The following is a 23,261-nucleotide window of genomic DNA, read 5'->3' as shown; positions in this document are numbered from 1 at the left end:
GCTACGAGGCGTGGGCACAAAGTGTCGGATGACCCGGCGACCTCCGCTCCGATCGACCGGCTCTCGGCACCGAAACGGTCTGCGGAAAAGGGCCGATTAAGGCCTCCGTGGAGCCGTTTCGGGCAAGATCTCCGTCGAATTCGTGCTGGGCGGCTCTAGGGTTAGCCACGATGACAACCCGTGACGCGCTCCGTGACGCCTACGACGCACAGCTTCGGCTCTGGGTTCCGAACGACCGGCCCACGGGCATCCGTTACGAACTGTCGGGCCCGGTTCTGCGGATCTTGGGACGGCACCAGGGGCTCGTCGAGACCGCTCGCGACGTGGGTGCGACCGGCGCGGCGCTCGACGCCCTGATCGCGGAGCACCGCGACTTCTTCACTGCCCGCGGCGAGGCCTTCGAGTGGAAGACCCGCGGCCACGACCTGCCAGCCGATCTGCCGGACCGCCTGCTCGCGGCCGGCTTCGTGGCCGAGGAGCTGGAGACGGTCGTCGTCGCCGAGACCGAACGCCTGAACGCCGTGCCGGTGCTGCCGGTCGGCGTCACGATCAGGCAGGTCGACACCCGGGCCGACTTCGAGCGCATCGCCGCGCTGCAGTCGCAGGTCTGGGACGAGGACTACGCCTGGCTGGCCGACCAGCTGGAGGCCGGTGTGCGTGATGCCCCGGGCGACGTGCTCGTGTTCGTCGCCGAGGTCGGCGGCGTGCGCGGCGGCGAGCTCGTCTCCTCGTGCCGGCTCGAGTTCACCCGCGGCACTGATTTCGCGGGACTCTGGGGTGGGTCGACCCTGGCCGCCTGGCGGGGCCGCGGCATCTACCGGGCGCTGGTGGCATACTGCGCGCGGCTCGCGCACCAACGCGGTGTGCGCTACCTGCAAGTGGATGCCTCCGACGACAGCAAACCGATCCTGCTGCAGCTGGGCTTTCAGGCCATCACGACGACGACCCCCTGGGTCTGGACCCCGCCGGCTCCTGACTGAGGTGCGGTTCGGCGGGGCGCGATCCCGGTGCCGGCGCCCAGCAGCATCCGCTCGCCGCACCAAAATGGCCCGCACCATGTCGCCCGCCCGAACCAATTCGACGGAGATTCTGCCGAAACCAGGCCGCAACCGGCCGCCTGGGTGCGCAAACCTCAAAATCTCCGTCGAATTGGTGAGGGGCCTGCTGGCTGTCCTGCTGGCTGTCCAGCGCGCCGACTTGACTCGCCGACTCGACTCGCCGACTCGCAGGCCGACCCCGCCGACTCGACCCGCCGACTCGCAAGCCGACCCCGCCGACGACCGCCCCGGCTACCAGGCGCCGGGCTTGTAGTCCTTGAGGAAGACGCCGCAGAGGTCCTCGCCGCCCTCGCCGCGCACAATCGGGTCGTAGACCCTCGCCGCGCCGTCGACCAGGTCGAGTGGGGCGTGGAAGCCCTCCTCGGCGAGGCGGATCTTGGTGGGGTGCGGCCGCTCGTCGGTGATCCAGCCGGTGTCGACGCTGGTCATCAGGATGCCGTGGGACAGCATTTCCTTCGCGCTCGTGCGGGTGAGCATGTTCAGCGCGGCTTTGGCCATGTTCGTGTGCGGGTGACCGGGCCCCTTGTAGCCGCGGCCGAACACGCCCTCCATTGCCGACACGTTCACGATGTAGGTGCGGCGGGCGTCGGATGCCGCGAGCGAGCCACGCAGACGGCTCACCAGCAGGAACGGGGCCGTGGTGTTGCACAGCTGCACCTCCAGCATCTCCAGCGGGTCGACGTCTTCCACGTTCGCGGTCCAGCTGTTTCGGGAGTCCAGGTCGGGCACGAGCCCGCCGGCGTCGATCGCGGTGCCGGCGGCGAGACGCGCGAGAGACGAGGAGCCCGGCGCGAGCGCCAGGGCGGTCAGGTCGTCGGCCGTGAGTGCGCCACTCGCTCCGGCTGCTGCGGCCAGGATCGGGTGGCTGGTGACGGATGCCGCGAGCGCGGTCGGGTGCGCGTCACTGGTGTGCCCGAACGTGACGATCTCCGGGATGACGCCCTCCGGCAGCGGCGACTGCTCGGCCTCGACCAGCATCGAGTAGGAGCCGGGGGAGCGGCGCACGGTCTGGGCGGCGTTGTTGATCAGGATGTCCAGCGACCCGGCCGCGGCGACGGAGTCGGCCAGGCCGATCACCTGGGCCGGGTCGCGCAGGTCGATCCCGACGATGCGGAGACGGTGCAGCCAGTCGGCCGAGTCCGGCATGGCGCTGAAGCGGCGCACCGCGTCGCGCGGGAACCGGGTGGTGATGGTGGTGTGGGCGCCGTCGCGCAGCAGGCGCAGGGCGATGTACATGCCGATCTTGGCGCGGCCGCCCGTGAGCAGGGCGCGCTTGCCGGTCAGGTCGGTGCGGGCATCCCGCTTCTCATGGCTCATCGCCGCGCAGGCAGGGCAGAGCTGGTGGTAGAAGGCGTCGACGAGGGTGTACTTCTGCTTGCAGATGTAGCAGGCCCGCGGCACGAGCAACTCGCCGGCCGACGCCCGGTCGGTGCCCAGGCGCAGCTGGGCGCCGATGGTCTCGTCGTCGATGCGGGTGGCGGCGCCGGTCGCGGTCGCGGCGATGACCTCCCGGTCGGCATCCGCGATCGCCTGCCGCTTCTCGCCGCGTCGCACCATCTTGACGGACTTGAACATCTTGGCGGTGGCCTGCCGCACGGTGACGAAATCGGGGTCTTCGGGGTCGATCTCGCTGAGCGAGGCGAGCACGCGCAGGGCGATCGCCATCTCGGCAGGGTCGATGCTCAGGGTGGACACGGCCCCGGGAGCGGGCTCGGTCGGAGGCGTCGTGGTCATCGGACAATTCTACGATGGCCCCCGCGATGGCCCGGCCCGGTGCACACAGCACACAGACCGGTGGCCCGGCGCGCCGAGACCAGGGTCTCCGCACGCCGGGCCACCAGTCGATGCAGCAGGGTGTCGCTAGACCTTCAGCGGCTCCGGCTCGGTTTCCGGCTCCGTCGCGAGCGATGAGAGATCCATCGACGAGGTCGGCGGCTCATAGGTCTCGTCGAACGGCATCTCGTCGGTGTCCAGGGCAGGGTTGTCATCCTGCGTGGCTACCAGTTCGCGGGCCTCGAAGACCGAGTCCACGCTGGGCATCGAGCCGATCAGCGGACGCCCGGCAGACTCGCGCAGGAAGAAGATCGCGATTCCACCGATGACGGATGTCCCCATCAGGTAGTACGCCGGCATCATGTCATTCTCGGTCGTGGCGATCAGCGCCGCGATGATGAAAGGCGTCGTGCCACCGAAGATGGCCACCGAGAAGTTGTACGCGATGCCCATGGCACCGTAACGGCTTTCGGTCGGGAACAGCGCCGGCAGGGCCGAGGCGAGGTTGGAGACGTAGAACGTGACGGGCAGGGCGATCAGAGCCAGGCCGAGCAGCGTCGTCCAGATCTCGCCGACGCCGATCAGCATGAAGGCGGGGATGGAGAGCACTACGGCGCTGAGCGAACCCATCCAGAGCACGGGACGACGACCGATCTTGTCGGACAGGCGGCCGGCCAGGGGGATGCAGAGCGCCATGATAACGAGGATCGGGATGGTGAGCAGTGTCCCGTGCAGCTCGTCGTAGCCCTTGGTGGCGGTGAGGTAGGTCGGCATGTATGAGGTGAGCGCGTAGCCGAGCGTGTTGGCCGCGGCGACAAGGATCATCGCGACGATGATGCCGCGCCAGTGGTTCTTGAAAATACTGACCGGGCTGTTGGACGGGGCGGACTCGTCGGAGAACGACGGGTCGGTCGCGGCCAGTTCCTTCGCGTCCAGGGTGGCCTGGAAGGTGGGGGATTCCTCGATCTTCAGACGGAACCAGATGGCGATCAGGCCGAGCGGTCCGGCGATCAGGAATGGGATGCGCCAGCCCCAGTCTTCCATGACGGGCTGCCCGAGGGTGACCTGCAGGATGGACACGAGCGCGGCGCCGATGGCGAAGCCGAGGTAGCTGCCCATATCGAGCAGACTGGCGAAGAAGCCGCGGTGCTTGTCGGGCGAGTGCTCGCTCACGAAGGTGGTCGCACCGGCGTACTCACCGCCGGTGGAGAAGCCCTGCACGAGTTTGGTGAAGACCAGCAGCGCGGCGGCGAGCATGCCCACCTGGGCGTAGCCGGGCAGCAGGCCCACGCTGAAAGTGGATGCCGCCATCAGGATCAGGGTCATCGACAGCACCTTCTGGCGGCCGATCTTGTCCCCGAGCCAGCCGAAGAACACACCACCCAGCGGGCGGGCGATAAACGTCGCGGCGAAGGTGCCGAGCAGGAACAGGGTCTGCACGGTCGGGTCGGACTCGGGCAGGAACACCGGACCCATGGTCGTGATGAGGTAGCCGAACACGCCGACGTCGTACCATTCCATCGTGTTTCCCACGATGGTTCCGCCGAGGGCTTTCTTTAGCCTTGACTGATCGACCACGTTCACGTGTGACACCTTTAAGCGGCGCTGCAGGAGCGGATTCTTGGTCTTCACCGCCGTGCCGTCGGCACCGGAAAGTGAGCTGGTTCTGGGCATTGGAACTTCTCTCGTAGAGATCATGTTGCTGCGAAAAAAAGGGGCCCGCTTTCGGGCATAACGAATAATTTTAGTCGGAAATGGGCAACAACCAGACATTTTGCCGAGGATACCCTCTCTGGACAGGGGTTTACGTTCGGTCTCCGTCGGCGCTTTCCCAGCCGGGAGACACTTAGGCTGGGCCCTATGGCTGACTCTGTGAAGTTCTGGTTCGACCCCTCCTGCCCCTGGGCCTGGATGACCTCCCGCTGGGTGGAGGAGGTCTCCGCCCTGCGCGGTTTCGACGTCGAGTGGAAGGTGATGAGCCTCGCCGTCCTGAACGAGGACCAGGACGTGTCCGCGGAGTACCGCGCGTTCTTCCCCCGGGCTCTCAAGTACACACGCCTGGTTGCTGCCGCACAGGAACTGCACGGCCAGAAAACGGTCAAGGCGCTCTACGATGCCCTGGGCGCCCGCATCCACCTCGGTGGCAGCACAAACCCCGACGAGGTCATTCCCGCCGCGCTCGCCGAGGTGGGCCTGCCGGCATCGTTCGCGGAGTGGGCCGACAGCGACCACCACGACGTGCAGATGCGCGCCAGCCACTTCGACGGCATGGAGCGGGTGGGCCAGGATGTCGGCACCCCCGTCATCGCCGTGAACGACGTGGCCTTCTTCGGCCCGGTCATCTCGCCCGCGCCGAGCGGAGATGCGGCGCTCAAGCTTTGGGACGGTGTGGTGGCCGTTGCCGGGTACGACGGTTTCTTCGAGCTGAAGCGCTCCCGCACCCGTGAGCCGACCTTCGCCGCGGCTGCGACGGTACCGGCCGAGTAAGCCGAGTAAATATAATCGGTTGCATGCGCATCCACATCGCCACTGACCACGCCGGCCTCGACTTCAGCCACCAGCTGGTCACGCACCTCACCCTGGCCGGTCACGAAGTCGTGGACCACGGACCGGAGGTCTACGACGCCCTCGACGACTACCCCGGTTTCTGCATCCGGGCGGCCGAGGCCGTCGTCGCCGACCTGTCCGTCGGCGTCGACGCGCTCGGCGTCGTCTTCGGCGGCTCGGGCAACGGCGAGCAGATGGCCGCAAACAAAGTGAAGGGCGTGCGCGCCGCGCTGGTCTGGAGCCTCAGTACCGCCAGGCTCGCCCGCGAGCACAACGACGCGAACGTCATCTCCATCGGTGCCAGGCAGCACAGCATCGAGGACGCCATCGACTTCATCGACGCCTTTATCTCGGAGCCGTTCCCCGGCGACGAACGCCACTGCCGCCGCATCCTGCAGCTGGCGGAGTACGAGGCGCACTGCACCATCAACGGCACGCGTCTCGCCGACTAGCCGTGCCTGAGGGTCATTCCGTCCACCGCATTGCGCGCCAGTTCGCCCGCAACTTCGTGGGTAAAAGCATCCGACTGTCGTCGCCGCAGGGCCGTTTCGTGGACGGCGCGGCGATGCTCGACGGCCACATCATGACGGATGCCCGTGCCGTCGGCAAGCAGATGTTCCTCGAGTTCGACAACGGGCTCTGGCTGCGCGTGCACCTGGGGCTCTACGGCGCCTGGGACTTTGCCGGGGACATCCAAGCGCACGGTACGGACGCCGCCATCAAGGGTCGCAGGCGCCGGACCGTCAGGCGCGGCGCGGGTGACGTCATGCAGGGCCTGGCGGGGGAGGACTCGCTGCAGAGTATCGGCGCGCCCCGGCTGACCCGGCTGCGGATGGCGGAAGACGAGAAGGTCAGCGTCGAACCCGACGGCTTCCCGCCCGCACCCATCGGTCAGGTGCGGGTGCGTCTGCTGGCCGACGACGTCGTGGCGGACCTGCGCGGGCCCACGGCTTGCGTGGTGCTCGACTCTCAGGAGGTGCACGTGGCGATGGACCGTCTCGGGCCGGACCCGATGCTCGACGACAGCCGCGCCGCCGAGGACCGCTTCGTCACGGTGGTGCGGAAGAAGCCCACCCCGATCGGGCGCCTTTTGATGGACCAGTTGGTGGTCAGCGGCATCGGCAACGTCTACCGGGCCGAGTTGCTCTTCCGTGCGCGCCTGAACCCGTATGCGCCGGGCAAGTCGCTCAGTGACGAGCAGTCCCGTGCGCTCTGGCGAGACTGGGCGCACCTGCTGAAGATCGGCGTGTCGACCGGGCAGATGATGACCATGGACGGCCTCGGCGACGCGGCTTACGGGCGCGCCCTGAGGCGACGGGCCGACCGGCACTGGGTGTACAAGCGCGAGGGGCTGCCCTGCCGGGTCTGCGGCACCCACATCACCCTCGAGGAGATGGCCGCACGCAAGCTCTACTGGTGCCCGAAATGCCAGGCCTGACCTGCTCGCCCTGATCTGCTTCACCTGATCTGAATCCACGACCAGAACGGGACACCGATGAGACACAACCCCATTTTTGCGCAGGGCGACCCGGCCGAGATCCGCCGTCTCATCCGGGAGAACCCATGGGCCACGCTGATCAGCCACACCGAGTCCGGTCTGGTGGCCTCGCACTACCCGGTACTGCTCGACGAGGAGGCCGACGAGACCGACGGAATCGTGCTGGTCAGCCACGTCGGACGCCCCGACGAGGCCCTGCACGAACTCGGCCGGCACGAGCTGCTGGTGATCATCCAGGGGCCCCACGGCTACATCTCGCCCGGCTGGTACGACGCGGCGCCCGCCGTTCCCACCTGGAACTTCGTCGCCGCGCACCTGAACGGCACACCCGAACTACTCAGCGACGAGGAGAACCTGCGGGTGCTGGACCGCCTGGTCGACCGCTTCGAGGAGCGGATGCCTGAACCGCGTCGCCTGTCCGGCACCGAGGCCAACGCCGCCTACGCCGCCCGCATTGTGGCCGGTACGGTCGGCTTCCGGCTTCGGGTGAACCGCCTCACCGCCAAGAGCAAGCTCAGCCAGAACAAGCCGGCCGAGACCGTGGCGCGCATTCTGGGTGAACTCGAGGGAGACGGTCCCTATGCGAGCCCGGGCCTGGCAGCCGAAATGCGCCGGGTGCACGGGGTCGACCGGTGAGCGTGTCCACGCCCGCTCCGGCAACAGCGGCGGCCCCTCCGCTCGTCTTGCGGAACGGCCGGCTGCCGGGAAGCGACGAGATCGTCGACACGCTGATCGTCGACGGCCGGGTGCGCCGGCTCGGGTATCTGAGTCAGGCGGCTGCGGGCATCCGTTCGGTCGATCTGGAAGAACGCTGGTTGATTCCGGGCCTCTGGGACAACCACGTGCACTTCAGCCAGTGGGCGCAGACGAATCAGCGGCTGGATCTGTCCGGCACCGGCAGTGCCGCCGCCGCGGCCGACCTGGTGGCCGGCCGGGTGCCTGGCGTTTCGAGGGGGGAGACCCTGGTCGGGTTCGGGTTTCGCGACGGTCTGTGGCCGGATGCCCCGAGCCGGCCCCTGTTGGACGCCGCCGCCGGCACCGTTCCGACCGTGTTGATCAGCGGTGACCTACACTCATGCTGGCTGAACTCGGCCGCGCTCGCCCGCCACGGTCACACGGAGCACCCGACCGGGCTGCTCCGTGAGGAGGACTGCTTCGCCGTGGTGCGCACGCTCGCCGAGGTGCCCGATGTCGTGATGGACGGCTGGGCCGACAGCGCGGCCCGGGCCGCGGCGACTCGCGGGGTCGTGGGCATCGTCGACATGGAGATGGACTGGAACCTCGCCACCTGGCTGCGGCGCATCCAGGGCGGCACCGACTCGCTGCGGGTGGAGTTCGGTATCTACACCCAGCACCTGGAGCGCGCCATCGCACTCGGTCTGCGGAGCGGGGCCGGCATCGACGGCACCGGCGGGCTGCTCACGGTGGGATCCTGCAAGGTGATCACCGACGGCTCGCTGAACACCCGCACCGCGTACTGCGTCGACGAGTACCCCGGCCTGGAGGGCCAGCCCGGGTCACGCGGGATGCTCACCGTGCCGCCGGAGGAGCTGCTCGCGCACCTGGGCCGGGCCGTGGCCGCGGGCATCCGCCCCGCCGTGCACGCCATCGGCGACCGGGCCAACGCGCTGGCCCTCGACGCCTTCGAGCAGCTCGGCTGCGCCGGCAGCATCGAGCACGCGCAGCTGCTCACGAGGGAGGACGTCGCCCGTTTCGCCCGGCTCGGCGTGGTAGCGAGCGTGCAGCCCGAGCACGCCCTCGACGACCGGGACGTCGCCGACCGCTACTGGGTGGGACGCACCGACCGGGCCTTCGTGCTGAAGAGCCTGCTGAACGCCGGGGTCACGCTCGCGCTCGGGTCCGACGCCCCGGTCGCTCCACTGGACCCGTGGGTGAGCATCGCCGCCGCCGTCGGGCGCACCCGCGGCAGCCGCGAACCCTGGCACGCCGAGCAAGCCATCTCCCGGCAGGCCGCACTCGCCGCGTCCGCGCGCGGCCGGCACCGCGTTCTGGCGGGGGACGTCGCCGACCTCGCGGTGTGCGAGATCGACCCGTTCGTCGCCTCAGTGCCCGACCTGCGACGGATGCCCGTGGCCGCCACCCTGCTCGCCGGCCGCTTCACCCACACCACCCTCTGACCTGGGGGTTTACCCCCGGCGAGATCCGGTTGGCAGCGGGATGTCGTCTACCCGGCCCGGCGATCAGGCTGAGTACCGACAGACTTAATGGAGGACACTATGACCGCACCGACCGAAACCCTCGCAGGCGCCGGATATAGCGCGCTCTGGCGGCGCGTGCCGCAGGAGCTGCTCTTTCTACTGCTGACCCTGCCGGTGGTCGTGATCGCCCTCACCGTTCTGAGCACCGTATTCTTCACCGGCATCGGCCTGCTCGCCGCCGTCGTCGGGATCGTCGTTGTCGTGGCGTCCCTCTACCTCGCCCGCGGCATCGGTCTGGTCGAACTCGCCCGCCTGCGCTGGGCCGGCCAGCCTGCCATCACCCCGCCGCGGTGGGCGACGCCGGGGGAGCCGGCCACCACCCTCCGCGCCCTGCTCGGCCCGCTCGTCAACGGGCACTACTGGCTCTACCTGCTGCACGGCATGGTCGTGAACTTCGTGGTCGGGCTTGTCAGCTGGATCGTCACCGTAGTCTGGCTGTCGGTGGGCCTCGGCGGCGTCAGCTACTGGATCTGGGGCCGCTTCCTCCCCGAGGACTGGAACGACGACCTGCACGCGATCATCCTGAACTGGATTCTGCCGGGCACCACGCTCCCGATCGACCCGCTCCTGGCCGAAAGCCTCCTCCAGCTCGTCCTGGGCATCCTCTTTCTGCTGACTCTGCCGTACATCACGCACGCGTTCACCCGGCTGCACCAGTTCGCGGCCCGCGGCATGCTGGGCGCCTGGCGGTCCGAGGCCCTGCAGCGTGAGGTCGCCGACCTCAGCGCGTCGCGCGGGGCGGCCGTCGCCGCGGAAGACCAGTCCCTGCGGCGCCTGGAACGGGACATCCACGACGGTCCGCAGCAGCGCCTGGTGCGCCTGCAGATGGACCTCGCCAGCGCCGAGCGCAAGCTCGATACCGACCCGGATGCCGCGCGCACCCTGATCGTGGAGGCCCGGGAGCAGGCTCACGACACCCTCGAGGAGCTGCGGGCGCTGTCCCGCGGTCTGGTGCCGCCCCTCCTGCAGGACCGCGGCCTCCTCGCCGGCCTCGAGTCCCTGGCCGCCCGTAGCACCATCCCGGTGCGGCTCGAGCTGCAGGTCGACCCGGCGCTGCGGCTGCCCAGCGAAATCGAGCGGAGCGCATATTTCGTCGGCGCGGAGTTGCTCACCAACGCCGCCAAGCACTCGCGGGCCACGGACATCCGTCTGCACCTGGCCCTGCGCGCCGTCCCCGACGACGGGAGCACCGGCAGCCCTGCCAGCATGGGGGCCGCCGGCGCCATCTGGCTCGACCTATGGGTGATCGACGACGGCATCGGCGGGGCCCGGCTGACCGATGCCCACGGCCTGCAGGGACTCGACGAACGCCTGCACGGCCTTCGCGGGGTGTTGTCGGTGCGGAGCCCCGAGGGTGGCCCGACCGCGATCGGGGCACACATCCCACTGCCCGCGGCCCGGCCGGCGCGAGCCGTCGCCGTATCCTGAACGGATGACCGACCTCGCCTCAGCCATTCCCGCCGCTGCCTCCGCCCCACCCCTGCGGCTCGTGCTGGCCGAGGACTCGGTGTTGCTCAGAGAGGGTCTGATCCGCCTGTTCGACGAGGCCGGGTTTGTGACCGTCGCGTCCTACGGCGACGCGGATTCCCTTCTGGCCGAGGTAGACGCGCTGCGGCCCGACATCGCCGTGCTGGATGTGCGGATGCCGCCCACCTTCCGGGACGAGGGCGTGCGCGCCGCGCTGGAACTGCGCCGCAGGCTGCCGTCGGTGGGCATCCTGCTGCTCAGTCAGTATGTGGAGGGCACCTACGCGCATGAACTTCTCGCCGCCGGCAACGGGGGACTGGGCTACCTGCTCAAGGACCGGGTGGCGTCGCTCGACGAGCTGCGGGACGCCGTGACCCGGATCAGCGCGGGCGGCACCGTGCTCGACCCGCAGGTCGTGCGCGAGTTGCTGGCCCGCCGCACCGACCCGGTCGCGGCCCTCACCCCGCGTGAGCGTGACGTGCTCGGGCTGATGGCGGAGGGGCGCACCAACGCCGGCATCGCCGCGAAGCTCGTGATCGGCGTCGGCGCGGTCGAGAAGAACGTCACCTCGATCTTCCAGAAGCTCGGCCTCGACGACTCGGGCTCCGACCACCGCCGGGTGCTGGCCGTGCTCACCTACCTGCGGCACTGACCCGGCGGCACTGACTCAGCCACGGATATCCGGATGCTCGGATCCGGCCCGGTCAGGGGTGCAGAATTAGCTCATGAGCGAGATCGCGAATTCCAAGCTGGCCATCATCGGAGCCGGGGCCGTCGGGTCGTCCCTGGCCTACGCCGCACTGATCCGGCAGTCCGCGCGGGAAGTCGTGCTCTACGACATCAACGGGCCCAAGGTGGAGGCCGAGGTTCTCGACCTGGCCCACGGCACCCAGTTCACGGGTGCTTCCTGCGTGGCCGGCGGCAGCGACCTCGACGCCATCGCGGGGGCGAACATGGTCGTGATCACGGCCGGGGCCAGACAGCACCCCGGTCAGTCCCGGCTCGAGATGGCCGGCGTCAATGTCGGGATCCTGCGGGAGCTGATGCCCCAGCTGGTCGAGCGAGCCCCGGACGCCGTCTACATGCTCGTCACCAACCCCTGCGACGTGCTTGCCTATGCTGCCCGCCAGTTCAGCGGGCTGCCGGCCACGCGCGTCTTCGGGTCGGGCACGGTGCTCGACTCCTCCCGGCTGCGCTGGATGCTCGCGCACCGGGTCGGCGTCGCGATCGCCAATGTGCACGCCGTGATCGTCGGAGAGCACGGCGACTCGGAGTTCCCGCTCTGGTCCCAGGCCCGGATCGGCCCGATCTCCCTGGCCGAGTGGGTGCAGGACGACATCTCGCCCAAGGGTCTGGTGCCGTTCTCGGAGGCGGAATTCGACGCGATAACCGAGAGCGTGAAGACCGCGGCGTACACAGTCATCGCCGGCAAGGGCGCCACGAACTACGCGATCGGGCTTTCGGGGGCCCGGATCGCCGAGGCCGTGCTGCGCGACGAGGGCGCCGTGCTTCCGGTCAGCTCGGTGCTCACCGACTACCGGGGCGTCAGCGACGTTGCGCTGTCGGTGCCGAGCGTGATCAACGCCGAGGGCGTCTCGCGTGTGATCGAGGTTCCCTTCAGCGAGAAGGAGCAGGAGCTGTTCGAGCACTCGGCGGCGACGTTGCGCACGACGCTGAACGGGCTCGGACTCGACTGAGCCGTGTGAGACGGTCCGTCCAGGGCATGGTGTGGAGGGGATGACGGGAATCGAACCCGCGCCATCAGTTTGGAAAACTGAGGCTCTACCATTGAGCTACATCCCCCGGGCGCAGTTCCCTGCGCACTCACTCAGCGTAGTACACGTCGACGGTCGCCAGCTGCACGTCTCGACCCGCGGCATCCGGACCGTGCAGTAGACTCATTGAGGTCATTCCGCGAATTGCGCGAACTCTGCGCGCCAAGCGGATGCCATCACCGGGTTGAGAAATTGTCCGGGGCGTAGCTCAGCTTGGTAGAGCGCTCGGTTTGGGGCCGAGAGGTCGCAGGTTCGAATCCTGTCGCCCCGACCAACACCCCCTAAATACATCGGTCGAACACAGGAGATTGCCACGTGAAGTCCACGGTAGAACAACTGAGCCCCACTCGCGCGAAGGTCACCATCTCGGTGGCTCCCGAGGAGCTGAAGCCCAGCATCACCCACGCCTACGGCCACATCGCCGAGGACATCAACATTCCCGGCTTCCGCAAGGGCAAGGTCCCGCCGGCCATCATCGACCAGCGTGTCGGCAAGTCCGCCGTGCTCGAGCATGCGGTCAACGAGAGCCTCGACGGTTTCTACCGCTCGGCCGTGACCGAGCACAAGCTGCGCCCACTGGGCCGCCCCGAGGCAGACATCGTCGCCTGGCCCAGCGACAAGGACTTCTCCGGAGACCTGGAACTGGCCATCGAGGTCGACGTGCGCCCCGAGATCGACCTGCCGAACTACTCCGGGCTGAAGCTCACCGTCGACGCCGTCGAGGTGTCCGATGAAGAGGTCACCGAGGAACTCGACAACCTGCGCAGCCGCTTCGGCACGCTCGTCACCGTCGATCGCCCCGCCACCACGGGCGACTTCGTGCAGATCGACCTGATCGCCGCCATCAACAGCGTCGAGGTCGACAACGCCACCGGCATCTCCTACGAGGTCGGCTCCGGCGACCTCATCGACGGCATCGACGAGGCGCTCGACTCCCTCAGCGCCGGCGAGACCACCACCTTCAACTCCAACCTCATGGGTGGGGACCACGAGGGCGAGACCGCCGAGATCACCGTCACCGTCGGCGCCGTCAAGGAGCGCGAGCTTCCCACCGCCGACGACGACTTCGCGCAGATCGCCAGCGAGTTCGACACCATCGCCGAACTGACCGAGAGCCTCAAGGGCCAGGTCGAGCGCTCCAAGGTCTTCGGCCAGGGCACCCAGGCCCGCGAGAAGCTCGTCGAGCAGCTGCTCGAGTCGGTCGAGGTGCCGATTCCGACCGCGATCATCGAGGACGAGGTTCGTCGCCACCTCGAGGGCGAGAACCGCCTCGAAGACGCCGAGCACCGCGCCGAGGTCACCGAGGCCAGCGAGAAGACCTTCCGTCAGCAGATCCTGCTCGACACCATCGCCGAGGCCGAGAAGGTCCAGGTCAGCCAGGACGAGCTCACCCAGTACCTGATCCAGGGCGCAGCCCAGTACGGCATGGACCCGAGCGAATTCGTCCAGGCGCTGAGCGGCAACGGTCAGATCCCGTCGATGGTGGCCGAGGTTGCGCGCAACAAGGCCCTCGCCATCGCACTGGGCAAGGCCGAGGTCGTTGACTCCAACGGCAACGCCGTCGACCTGTCCGAGTTCGTCGCGGTCGCCGACGAGGCGTCCGGCGAGGACGAGGAGATCGAAGAGGACGACTCCGACGCCGCCGAGGTCGACGCCGAGGTCGAGGCCATCAAGGCCTCCGCGGCGAAGAAGAAGGCCGCCGCCAAGAAGTAGCACGACGACCGCTCACGCGAGCGTACGGGTTGGATGTCACAGACATCCGGCCCGTTCCTCGTTTCTGCCCTGCCGCCCCCACCACGCCCATGTCCCTGATCCCGTCCCTGTCCCTCAGGCATCCCGCCCTGGACCAATTCGACGGAGATTTTCGGGTTTAGGGCCGTTATTCACGGTTTTCGGGGCCAGGAGAGCAAAATCTCCGTCGAATTGGTTCGGAGCGACGGATGCGTGGGCGGCGCGTTATCTGCCGAGGGCGAACACAGCCGTTCCGGAGCGTCGGCTCCTATAGATTCAATCTGAAGCGACAAGTGAAACGGAGCGCGACATGGCCGATATGACACCTACACCGGGCATTTTTGACCGACTGCTGAAAGACCGCATCATCTGGCTGGGTTCAGAGGTCCGGGATGAGAACGCCAACGAGATTTGTGCCAAAATCCTGCTGCTGGCCGCAGAGGACTCGGAGCGGGATATCTTCCTGTACATCAACTCGCCCGGCGGCTCAATCACGGCGGGCATGGCCATTTACGACACGATGAGGTTCGTTCCGAACGACATCGTCACCGTCGGCATCGGACTCGCTGCCTCGATGGGGCAGTTCCTGTTGTCCTCTGGAACCAAGGGCAAGCGGTACATCACACCCAACGCCCGGGTCCTGTTGCACCAGCCGTCCGGCGGATTCGGTGGCACGGCCGCCGACATCCAGACGCAGGCGAAGGTCATCCTGGATATGAAGAAGCGGATGGCCGAACTCACGGCAGAGCAGACCGGCAAGTCGGTCGAGCAGATCCTCATCGACAACGACCGCGACAACTGGTTTACCGCTCACGAGGCCGTGGCCTATGGTTTTGTCGACCACCTGCGCGGCTCCGCGTCGGAAGTGGTCGGCGGCGGCGGCACCAACGACTCAGTGAACAAGAAGTAGGACGGGCGAGACGACATGGAATTCACGAATTTTGGTCACCAGGCCGGGGGCCGCGTTTCGCAGGCTCCCGAGGCCCGATACATCCTTCCCACGTTTGAAGAGCGCACGGCCTACGGCTACAAGCGCCAGGACCCCTACGCGAAGCTCTTCGAGGACCGCATCATCTTTCTCGGCGTGCAGGTGGACGACGCGTCCGCCGATGACGTCATGGCCCAGCTCCTGGTGCTCGAGAGCCAGGACCCGGACCGGGACATCGTGATGTACATCAACTCGCCGGGTGGCTCCTTCACCGCGATGACGGCGATCTACGACACGATGCAGTACATTCGTCCGCACATCCAGACGGTCTGCCTCGGCCAGGCGGCATCCGCTGCGGCCGTGCTGCTTGCCGGCGGCACACCCGGGAAGCGCCTCGCCCTTCCCAACGCCCGCATCCTCATCCACCAGCCCTCGGCCGGCGGACAGGGCGGAGGTCAGGCCTCCGACATCGAGATCCAGGCAGCTGAGATTCAGCGGATGCGGGAGTGGCTCGAATTCACCATTGCTCACCACTCCAACCGCAGCGCGGAGCAGGTTCACAAGGATATCGACCGCGACAAGATCCTCGGCTCGGCCGAGGCCCTCGAGTACGGCCTGATCGACCAGATCCTGACCAGCCGCAAAAACGTGCCCACGCTCGTCAAGTAGTAGAGAGAAACCGTGAACGCGACGGATGTCCGGGCTCAACGGAGCCGGGCATCCGTCGCGTTTCGCATATCGGAGAGTTCGGGCACAACGGTGCCTGAACGTTATTCGCCAGATGCGGTCAGCCTGCACCCGTGCCGCACAGGCACAGGCTAGGCTCGATGCAGTTATCAATGGAGGAGGCTGACGGATGGCCCGAATAGGCGAAAGCGCTGACCTGTTGAAGTGCTCTTTCTGCGGAAAGAGCCAGAAGCAGGTGCAGCAGCTCATTGCGGGCCCCGGTGTCTACATCTGTGACGAGTGCGTCGAGTTGTGCAACGAGATCATCGAGGAGCGTTTGGCCGAAGCCACCGCTGAAGACGGTGCCGGCGAATTCGAATTGCCCAAGCCGAAGGAGATCTTCGGCTTCCTCGAGGAATACGTCATCGGGCAGGAAGCCGCCAAGCGCGCCCTCGCCGTTGCCGTCTACAACCATTACAAGCGCGTACGCTCCCGCGCCACCCTCACCGCCGCCGACGCCATCCACGACGACGTGGAGATCGCCAAGTCCAACATTCTGTTGATCGGCCCTACCGGCTGCGGCAAGACCTACCTCGCCCAGACGCTGGCAAAACGCCTCAACGTTCCCTTCGCCGTGGCGGATGCGACGGCCCTCACCGAGGCCGGCTATGTCGGTGAAGACGTGGAGAACATCCTCCTCAAGCTGATCCAGGCCGCCGACTACGACGTCAAGCGCGCCGAGACCGGCATCATCTACATCGACGAGATCGACAAGATCGCGCGCAAGGCCGAGAATCCCTCGATCACCCGCGACGTGTCCGGCGAGGGCGTGCAGCAGGCCCTGTTGAAGATTCTCGAGGGCACTGTGGCCTCGGTTCCGCCGCAGGGTGGGCGCAAGCATCCGCACCAGGAATTCATTCAGATCGACACCACGAATGTGCTGTTCATCGTGGCCGGCGCGTTCGCGGGCCTGGATGACATCATTTCGACGCGGGCCGGCAAGAAGGGCATCGGGTTCGGCGCTCCGCTTCACAGTAAGGGCGACGACGTCAACCTGTTCAGTGAGGTGCTCCCCGAAGACCTGCACAAATTCGGCCTGATCCCCGAGTTCATCGGCCGTCTGCCCGTGGTCACCACCGTCACCCAGCTCGACCAGGTGGCCCTGATGCAGATTTTAACTGTCCCGAAGAACGCCCTCGTGCGGCAGTACCAGCGCATGTTCCAGCTCGACGGCGTCGAGCTCGAATTCGAACAGCCGGCGCTGGAGGCCATCGCCGACCTCGCGGTCCTGCGCAAGACCGGTGCGCGCGGCCTGCGAGCGATCATGGAAGAGGTGCTCGGACCGATCATGTTCGAGGTGCCGTCGAGCTCCGAGGTGGCGCGCGTCGTGGTCACCCGGGCCGCTGTGCTCGATAACGCCGAGCCCACGATCGTGCTGCACAAGGCCCGTCGCGTCGACAAGTCCGCCTAGGTTCAGCGTCCGGCCTCACCCCGCTTCGGCACCCGAACGAACTGAGCCCGGGGGCCGCCGTGTACCAGCCCGCCTTCGTCGGCGTTGTTGCGGCGGTCACCGGATTCGCCGGTTTATTCGTGCTCGTCATCGCCGGGCTGCAGGCCGTGGGCGCCACCGATTCGCAGGCGGCATCCGGCCTGTTGGCCCTCTGCCTGCTGGTCGGCATCGACGGCGTGCTGTATCCCGAAGCCGATCGCCAGTGCGATGCTTGCCGGCATCCTGTTCCCGATCTGCCCGGCCCTGGTGACGGCAGCCGTGCAGCAGCCGCTGCTCGCGGTGCTGGTTGTTCTGGTCTGGCTCGCCGTGTTCAAGCTGGCGCGCGCGTGGATGGTGCCGGCGACCATGGTCGTGGCCGCGATCATCGACGTTCGGCTACCAGCCTCTGCCCTGCGCGATCCTGGTCGGCTCCGGTCTGGCGACCGCGGTCGGATCGGTCGTCGGCGCGCACGGCATCAACCTGACGGCAACTCGAAGTAGGGGCGCATGGCCGCGGTGTCCACGTCGTAGCGGACTCGCCGCACCCTCTCCGTGTAGAAGGCCCAGTCCCAGGCGGCGAGCTCGAAGTCCCCGCCGTCTGCATCGATCTGCACCTGCAGGTCGGCCTGCTCGACGCGCGCATTCCGGGCTGCCGCCGGCGCGAGGCGCCCGAGCATGTCGGCGACCGCCTCCGGGGACTTCGCCGTCTGGTCCGCGGTCACCCCGGCCGCGTGGCTGTCGAATCCGAGCAGCCGGGCCCGCTCGGCGCGCAGCCGCGAGATCTCCAGCACGAGGGCGCGGTTGTCGAAAAGCCCGCCACGGATGCCCCGGGACCGTGAGGCGGCCAGCAGCCGCTCCCGCACACCCCGGTTCGTCAGCTGTGCCAAGTAGGGGTGCGAGGTAGGCAGCACCAGAGTGATCACGTAACGGCCGGTCAGGCCGCGCTCGTGGGCGGCCTCGGCCGCGGCGGAGATCTGACCTGGGGTGAGGCCATCCAGCTCGCTCACGTCGTCGAGCGCGAGTGCCAGATCGATGGTGTCGGCGAGCAGGTTCTTCTCGAACCGGGTGGTGACCGTGGAGAGCCGCGTATTCTAGTCACGCAGCCGGGCCTTGTCGTCGTCGCCGAGGCCCGCGCCCGCGAGCGTGAACTCGGTGAAGTACCGCTCGATCAGGTAGCGCTCCTCCGGCTCCAGGTCCAACCGGTCCCGCTGCTCCTGCAGAGCGGCGATCCGGGTGAACAGGCCAGGGTCCAGACGGATGGCGTCCGCGTGCGCCGCGAGGAGCGGGGCCAATTCCTCCTCGAGGGCGTTGGTGAAGTCGCTGGAGTCCGACGAACTCCGGTTGAAGAACACCTCGGCCACCCGGGTCAGCAACGGTCCGCTGCGCTCGAGCGGAACCATCGTGTTGTCGAAGGTGGGGGCATCCGCGCTCGCGCAGATCGCCGCAATCTCGGCCAACTGCTCGGACATACCGTCCAGGAACGCCGGCCGGTAGTGCTCCTCCGCAATCAACGCGAACGGGGGCAGCTCGAACGGAAGCGTGCTGATGCTGGCGAAGGGGTTCATTTCTTCACCCTGTCTCATCCACATTTCGTCTGTCGGAGTATTCCCCCGCACGCCTAGGATCGATTCATGATCGACGAGCCGGCACGCCCCGAGACCGCGCCCCGGGAGCAGTACACGCACGGGCATCACGAGAGCGTGCTGCGCTCGCATACCTGGCGCACGGTGGCCAACTCGGCGGCCTACCTGATCCCGCACCTGGATGCCGGGCTGACCCTGCTCGACGTGGGCTGCGGTCCGGGCACGGTCACGGTCGACCTGGCACGCCGGCTGTATCCCGGTCAGGTCACCGGCATCGATGCGTCGGAGCAGATTGTGCGGCGCGCAGCCGGGCTGGCCTTCGATGAGGGGGTGCGGAACGTGTCGTTCCGGGTGGGTGACGCCTACGCGCTCGGCTTCGCCGACGCGAGCTTCGACATCGTGCACGCGCACCAGGTGCTCCAGCACCTCGCCAACCCCGTCGCCGCGCTGCGGGAGTTCCGGCGCGTGCTGAGACCGGGCGGGATCCTCGCCGCCCGCGACGTCGATTCCGGGGGAGTGATGTACTACCCGAAGCTTCAGGGCCTGCAGCTGTGGGAGAGCGCCTTCCGCGACGTGCAGTACTGGAACGGCGGCGACCCCGACGCCGGGCGCGCTCTCAAAGCCTGGGCGCGCAAGGCCGGGTTCACCGACGTGGCGAGTTCGGCATCCCTTTGGTGCTTCGCCTCGGATGTCGAACGCGAGTGGTGGGGGCGATCCTGGGCCGAGCGGGTGATCGAGTCCGACTTCGCGGCACACGCCATCGAGGTGGGCGCGGCCGACCTCGCCGACCTTCGGATGATGCAGGCCGCGTGGCTGCAGTGGGCCGGCGACCCCGATGGCTGGTGCGGTATCCCACACGGCGAGATCGTCGCCAGGAAGTAGCCCGTGCCGTTCCTCGACCGACTCCAACACTGGGCCCAGGTCCAGCCCGACGCCACCGCCGTCGCGGTCGGCCCCGACCGAATCAGCTTCGCCGAGCTCCGCGATGCGGCGGCGGCGATCCTGCCCGCGACGCCCCGGATCTCCAGCGTCTGCCTGCCCCACGGCACCGCGTTCGCCGTTGCCTTCGCCGCGGGCGTCTCCGACGGCCGCTGCTCTGCGATTCTCAACCCTGACTGGCCGGAGGCGCAGCGCAGGGTGGTCGAGGAACGCCTGGCGAGGATCGCCGGGTTGGACGGACGGGTCGCCGCCGGCGCGCCCCTGCTCGGCACGGAGCTGCGCGACGGTCCACCCGACAGGGACTTCCTCTACGGGTTCACCTCCGGCACGACCTCCGTGCCGAAGGCATTCACGCGCAGCCGAGCCTCCTGGCAGCGCTCGTTCGCGCTGGGCACCGAGTTCTTCGGCCTGACTCGGCACGACCGCACACTGGCGCCCGGCCCGCTCTCTGCCAGCCTCAGCCTCTACGCTTTCGCCGAATCGCTGCACACCGGCTCCGCCTTCTTCGCTCTGCCCCGCTTCTCCGCCGCCGACGCTGTCGCCTGTGTCACTGTCGAGCAGATCACCCGGATCGTGGCGGCGCCGACCGTGCTCCGTGTGATCGCCGCGCACGCGCTGTCCGTCGGCACGGACGGCAGGCCACCCACCGGCAGGGGGCTCACCGGCATCGTGAGTGCGGGGGCCAAACTCGACCCGGGAACCCTGTCGATGCTGCGCCTCTGGGCGCCGGACGCCAGCATGTTCGAGTACTACGGGGCGGCCGAACTGAGCTTCGTGACGGCATCCGTGCTGCGTCCCGGCGAGGTGTCGCCGATCTCGGCGACCGCCGTCGGGCGGGCTCTGCCCGGCGTGGAGGTGCGCATCCAGGACGACGCGGGACGCGCGCTGCCGACCGGCACCCCGGGCACCATATTCGTGCGCAGCCTTCTGGTGGGCGGCGGGTACGCCTGGGGCGACGACGGCGAGGCGTTCCGCCGCGAGGTCGACTGGTGCACGGTCGGCGACATCGGCTTCCTCGACCCGGCTGCCGTGCTGCACCACCTCGGCCGCCGCGCCGACCTCATCGTCACGTCCGGGCACAACGTCTACCCGCAGCAGGTCGAAGCGGCTTTGCGCGGCCTTCCCGGCGTGGAGGCGGCCGTCGTCACCGGTCTGCCGGACCCCGTTCGCGGAACCCGCGTGGTGGCCGCCGTGATCGCGGGCTCCGAGACGGATGCCGCGCGCATCCGGTCGCACGTCGTGGCTCTGCTCGCCGCGCCCCACCGGCCCCGCGCCTACTACGCCCTGGCGGAACTGCCGCTCACCTCGGCCGGTAAACTCAGCCGGGTGATGCTGCGCCGCTGGATCGAGGAGGGTGACCGTCGTGTGCGCCCGCTCCGCTGACCCAGTCCGGCCGGATGCGGTCGGTGCCGACGGCTCAGCTGCTCCCAGCGCCGACACCGTCGATTCGCCCGCCGGCCCGCCAACCGACGCTGCCCGGGAACCCGTGATCGTTCTTGCCCGCCGCACCGCCTTCGGCCGCCGCAACGGGGTGTTCGCGCACACCCGTGCCGAAGACTTGCTGGCCCCCGTGCTGAACGCCGTGGTGTCCGGCGGCGGGGTGTCCCCGGCTGCCATCGACGACGTCATCATCGGCAACGCGGCGGGCGGCGGCGGCAATGTTGCCCGCCTCGCCGCGCTGACGGCCGGTCTGCCGGATTCCGTCCCCGGCCTCACGATCGACCGGCAGTGCGGCTCCGGCCTTGAGGCCATCGTGCTGGCCTGCCGGTTGGTTGCCGCCGGCGCCGGCGACCTCTACCTTGCCGGGGGAGTCGAGAGTTGCAGCACGGCCCCGCTGCGCGCGCACCGGCTCACCTCGAGCGCCGGGCAGCCGGACTTCTTCGATCGCGTGCGTTTCGCCCCCGATTCGGTCGGCGACCCCGACATGGGCGTCGCCGCCGAGAACGTGGCCGACCGCTACGGCATCTCCCGGCAGCGGCAGGACGCCTTCGCCCTCCGCAGTCACCGGCTGGCCGCCACGGCTGCCGCCGTGCCGGCCCCCGAGATCGTGCCGCTGCAGACAGAGGCCGGCCCGGTCTTCGTCGACGAGGGTCCCCGCCCGGGTCTGACTAAGGCCCTGCTGGCCCGGTTCGCGCCGGTCTTCCGGCCGGGAGGAACGGTCACCGCCGGCAACTCCTGCGCGGATGCCGATGGCGCCGTCGTGGTCCTGGTCACCAGCCGCCGGCGGGCACGCGAACTCGGACTGACCGGCTGGTTATCCTTCGTCGACGCCGCGGTCACCGGCACGGACCCGAACTTCCTCGGCATCGCCGGCGCCGAGGCCGCGCGCCTCGTGCTGCTCCGGCAGGGCCTGACCGGGGCCGACCTGGCTCGGATCGAGTTCAACGAGGCGTTCGCGGCGCAGGTGCTTGCATCCCTCGATCTGCTCGGCGTTGCGGAGGAGCACGCCAACCGCGAGGGCGGAGCGCTCGCCCTCGGGCATCCGTTCGGCGCCAGCGGGGCCCTGCTGGTGCTGAGGCTGCTGCAGCAGTGTCGCGCCGCGGCAACGCCGGGGGACGCCGCCCTCGCGGCGGTCAGCATCGCCGGCGGCCTGGGGGTCGCCGCATTGTTCCGCTGGGAGCAGTCCCTGTCATCGGAGGCAGCGGGCGTCGACCGACTCTCACGCTGACGCACGACCACGGGGTGCGGAGTGGCCCCGCGGAAACAGCAGCGCCGCCGGCTGAACGAATTCGACGGAGATTCTGCCCAAATCGGCCCCAGACTCGCCGAAACCTTCGTTTCCGCCACAATCTCCGTCGAATTGGTTCACCCAGGAGCCGTCGTGGAGGTCACTCAGCCCCGCGGAGTACCGGGATGCCGGTCAGCAGAGGTTAGATCCAGTCGTCCTCGTCGTCGAGCACGATCGACGGCTGCGTGATCGTGGCACTGTCCTCGCCCGGGTCATAGCGGATGATCGTGCCGTCGTCGAGCTCGAGCACGGGGTTGCCCTCGAGCCAGGTCAGTGTCCAGAGCCAGGCGCTGGAGTCCCCCGCCGGCGCGGTGAGGTCCTCTTCGACCGCACGGATGGCGATCTCCACCACATGGGGCAGCCCGGCCGGCGCCGGGTGACCCAGAGGCCAGCGGGTTCCCATTTTCACTTACAGCTCGATCTCGTAGGTGACCCAGTCCATGCGGGTGGCCACATCGTCGTACAGGCGCTGCGCGGTCTCGTTGTCGGCGGCGGTCAGCCACTGCACGGTCGTGAGACGGTCCGCCGCGGCGTACTCCTTGGCGAACTCGATCAGGGCCCGGCCGACGCCCGTGCTGCGGGAGTCCGGCGTCACGAACAGGTCGTCCAGGAACAGTCCGCGAGTGGCGGTCAGGGTGCTCGGGACCTCGCGGTAATGGGCGAAGCCGACGAACTCGCCGTCCTCGTCGACAGCCACGGCACCGGCGAGAGACTCGTTCTTGTCGATGATCCAGCTCCAGACCTGGAGCGCTTTCTGATCAGTCAGTTCGCTCTTGTAGAACTCGCTGTAGCCCTCGAAGAGTCCCAGCCATGAGAAGAAGTCCTTGTCGCCGAGCGCGCGTACCTTGATTGACATTCGG

The 23,261-nt window shown here is 68.4% G+C and carries 24 protein-coding genes and 2 tRNA genes; 18 read left to right on the top strand and 8 right to left on the bottom strand.

Annotated features, from left to right (window positions below):
• Positions 1-170: 170 nt before the first annotated feature.
• The gene (locus tag E3T40_RS10605) at positions 171-980 is read left to right on the top strand and encodes a GNAT family N-acetyltransferase (RefSeq protein WP_134543424.1); all 810 of its coding nucleotides are present in this window, start codon (positions 171-173) and stop codon (positions 978-980) included.
• Between the two features lie 309 nt (positions 981-1,289).
• Here the strand turns inward: E3T40_RS10605 and E3T40_RS10600 are convergent, their stop codons facing one another.
• Both E3T40_RS10600 and E3T40_RS10595 read right to left on the bottom strand, forming a co-directional pair.
• Positions 1,290-2,792, bottom strand: a complete 1,503-nt coding sequence (locus E3T40_RS10600; RefSeq protein ID WP_134543422.1) for an SDR family NAD(P)-dependent oxidoreductase — start codon at positions 2,790-2,792, stop codon at positions 1,290-1,292.
• 126 nt (positions 2,793-2,918) lie between these two features.
• Complete coding sequence (locus tag E3T40_RS10595; protein ID WP_233194182.1) at positions 2,919-4,505, bottom strand: MFS transporter; 1,587 nt, start codon at positions 4,503-4,505, stop codon at positions 2,919-2,921.
• Positions 4,506-4,691: 186 nt separating this feature from the next.
• On the opposite strand from E3T40_RS10595, the gene E3T40_RS10590 reads away from it, so the two are divergent.
• The 8 genes from E3T40_RS10590 to E3T40_RS10555 all read left to right on the top strand — a co-directional run bounded on the left by E3T40_RS10590 (position 4,692) and on the right by E3T40_RS10555 (position 12,259).
• On the top strand, positions 4,692-5,318 hold the full coding sequence (locus E3T40_RS10590) for a disulfide bond formation protein DsbA (RefSeq protein WP_134543420.1): 627 nt from the start codon (positions 4,692-4,694) through the stop codon (positions 5,316-5,318).
• A gap of 23 nt (positions 5,319-5,341) precedes the next feature.
• Positions 5,342-5,830: a ribose-5-phosphate isomerase gene (locus tag E3T40_RS10585; protein WP_104170280.1), complete on the top strand. Its 489-nt coding sequence runs from the start codon at positions 5,342-5,344 to the stop codon at positions 5,828-5,830.
• A gap of 2 nt (positions 5,831-5,832) precedes the next feature.
• Positions 5,833-6,816, top strand: coding sequence for an Fpg/Nei family DNA glycosylase (locus E3T40_RS10580; RefSeq protein ID WP_104170281.1), 984 nt, complete (start codon positions 5,833-5,835; stop codon positions 6,814-6,816).
• 57 nt (positions 6,817-6,873) lie between these two features.
• Complete coding sequence (locus E3T40_RS10575) at positions 6,874-7,512, top strand: FMN-binding negative transcriptional regulator (protein WP_104170282.1); 639 nt, start codon at positions 6,874-6,876, stop codon at positions 7,510-7,512.
• Positions 7,509-9,014 (top strand): amidohydrolase, encoded by a 1,506-nt coding sequence (locus tag E3T40_RS10570; RefSeq protein WP_241981746.1) that lies wholly within the window; start codon positions 7,509-7,511, stop codon positions 9,012-9,014. The genes E3T40_RS10575 and E3T40_RS10570 overlap by 4 nt, the downstream gene beginning before the upstream one ends.
• A 99-nt stretch (positions 9,015-9,113) precedes the next feature.
• The gene (locus E3T40_RS10565; protein WP_134543418.1) at positions 9,114-10,523 is read left to right on the top strand and encodes a sensor domain-containing protein; all 1,410 of its coding nucleotides are present in this window, start codon (positions 9,114-9,116) and stop codon (positions 10,521-10,523) included.
• A 4-nt stretch (positions 10,524-10,527) separates the two neighbouring features.
• Positions 10,528-11,214 (top strand): response regulator transcription factor, encoded by a 687-nt coding sequence (locus E3T40_RS10560; RefSeq protein WP_104195215.1) that lies wholly within the window; start codon positions 10,528-10,530, stop codon positions 11,212-11,214.
• Between the two features lie 73 nt (positions 11,215-11,287).
• Positions 11,288-12,259: an L-lactate dehydrogenase gene (locus tag E3T40_RS10555; protein WP_134543416.1), complete on the top strand. Its 972-nt coding sequence runs from the start codon at positions 11,288-11,290 to the stop codon at positions 12,257-12,259.
• A gap of 32 nt (positions 12,260-12,291) precedes the next feature.
• Here E3T40_RS10555 and E3T40_RS10550 read toward each other — a convergent pair.
• Positions 12,292-12,365, bottom strand: a tRNA-Gly gene (locus E3T40_RS10550).
• Between the two features lie 169 nt (positions 12,366-12,534).
• On the opposite strand from E3T40_RS10550, the gene E3T40_RS10545 reads away from it, so the two are divergent.
• The 5 genes from E3T40_RS10545 (at position 12,535) to clpX (ending at position 17,133) form a co-directional block, all read left to right on the top strand.
• Positions 12,535-12,611: transfer RNA gene (locus tag E3T40_RS10545), tRNA-Pro, on the top strand.
• 41 nt (positions 12,612-12,652) lie between these two features.
• Positions 12,653-14,050, top strand: coding sequence for a trigger factor (tig, locus tag E3T40_RS10540; protein ID WP_134543414.1), 1,398 nt, complete (start codon positions 12,653-12,655; stop codon positions 14,048-14,050).
• Positions 14,051-14,378: 328 nt separating this feature from the next.
• Positions 14,379-14,978, top strand: coding sequence for an ATP-dependent Clp protease proteolytic subunit (locus E3T40_RS10535; protein ID WP_104170288.1), 600 nt, complete (start codon positions 14,379-14,381; stop codon positions 14,976-14,978).
• Between the two features lie 15 nt (positions 14,979-14,993).
• Positions 14,994-15,665 carry an ATP-dependent Clp protease proteolytic subunit gene (locus E3T40_RS10530; protein WP_104195231.1) on the top strand — a complete coding sequence of 224 codons (672 nt, stop codon included), beginning with the start codon at positions 14,994-14,996 and terminating at the stop codon, positions 15,663-15,665.
• 187 nt (positions 15,666-15,852) lie between these two features.
• Positions 15,853-17,133, top strand: a complete 1,281-nt coding sequence (clpX, locus tag E3T40_RS10525) for an ATP-dependent Clp protease ATP-binding subunit ClpX (protein WP_104103359.1) — start codon at positions 15,853-15,855, stop codon at positions 17,131-17,133.
• 113 nt (positions 17,134-17,246) lie between these two features.
• On the opposite strand, the gene E3T40_RS17625 is transcribed toward clpX, so the two are convergent.
• Positions 17,247-17,393: a hypothetical protein gene (locus E3T40_RS17625; RefSeq protein WP_370287915.1), complete on the bottom strand. Its 147-nt coding sequence runs from the start codon at positions 17,391-17,393 to the stop codon at positions 17,247-17,249.
• Here E3T40_RS17625 and E3T40_RS17620 point away from each other — a divergent pair.
• Positions 17,380-17,652, top strand: coding sequence for a benzoate/H(+) symporter BenE family transporter (locus E3T40_RS17620; protein WP_134543412.1), 273 nt, complete (start codon positions 17,380-17,382; stop codon positions 17,650-17,652). The genes E3T40_RS17625 and E3T40_RS17620 overlap by 14 nt on opposite strands.
• Here E3T40_RS17620 and E3T40_RS17100 read toward each other — a convergent pair.
• Both E3T40_RS17100 and E3T40_RS17095 read right to left on the bottom strand, forming a co-directional pair.
• Positions 17,628-18,158: a M3 family metallopeptidase gene (locus E3T40_RS17100; RefSeq protein ID WP_241981744.1), complete on the bottom strand. Its 531-nt coding sequence runs from the start codon at positions 18,156-18,158 to the stop codon at positions 17,628-17,630. The two genes, E3T40_RS17620 and E3T40_RS17100, sit on opposite strands and share 25 nt — an antisense overlap.
• An 84-nt stretch (positions 18,159-18,242) precedes the next feature.
• Positions 18,243-18,716 carry a hypothetical protein gene (locus E3T40_RS17095; protein WP_241981743.1) on the bottom strand — a complete coding sequence of 158 codons (474 nt, stop codon included), beginning with the start codon at positions 18,714-18,716 and terminating at the stop codon, positions 18,243-18,245.
• 66 nt (positions 18,717-18,782) lie between these two features.
• Here E3T40_RS17095 and E3T40_RS10505 point away from each other — a divergent pair, with 66 nt between their 5' ends.
• The 3 genes from E3T40_RS10505 to E3T40_RS10495 are packed head-to-tail and all read left to right on the top strand — an operon-like array spanning position 18,783 to position 22,341.
• Positions 18,783-19,616 (top strand): class I SAM-dependent methyltransferase, encoded by an 834-nt coding sequence (locus E3T40_RS10505; RefSeq protein WP_104195234.1) that lies wholly within the window; start codon positions 18,783-18,785, stop codon positions 19,614-19,616.
• A gap of 3 nt (positions 19,617-19,619) precedes the next feature.
• Positions 19,620-21,056, top strand: a complete 1,437-nt coding sequence (locus E3T40_RS10500; RefSeq protein ID WP_134543410.1) for a class I adenylate-forming enzyme family protein — start codon at positions 19,620-19,622, stop codon at positions 21,054-21,056.
• A complete protein-coding gene (locus E3T40_RS10495; RefSeq protein ID WP_370287914.1) occupies positions 21,037-22,341 on the top strand; it encodes an acetyl-CoA C-acyltransferase in 1,305 nt (434 codons plus the stop codon). The genes E3T40_RS10500 and E3T40_RS10495 overlap by 20 nt, the downstream gene beginning before the upstream one ends.
• Positions 22,342-22,543: 202 nt before the next feature.
• On the opposite strand, the gene E3T40_RS10490 is transcribed toward E3T40_RS10495, so the two are convergent.
• Positions 22,544-22,804: a hypothetical protein gene (locus tag E3T40_RS10490; protein WP_233194196.1), complete on the bottom strand. Its 261-nt coding sequence runs from the start codon at positions 22,802-22,804 to the stop codon at positions 22,544-22,546.
• 6 nt (positions 22,805-22,810) lie between these two features.
• Entirely contained in the window at positions 22,811-23,257 is a 447-nt protein-coding gene (locus E3T40_RS10485) for a GNAT family N-acetyltransferase (RefSeq protein WP_104195236.1), read from the bottom strand.
• Between the last annotated feature and the right edge of the window lie 4 nt (positions 23,258-23,261).

The sequence above is a fragment of the Cryobacterium sp. TMT1-19 genome (assembly GCF_004403055.1).
Classification (GTDB): Bacteria; Actinomycetota; Actinomycetes; order Actinomycetales; family Microbacteriaceae; genus Cryobacterium; species Cryobacterium sandaracinum.
This window is presented reverse-complemented; position numbering and strand designations above follow the sequence as displayed.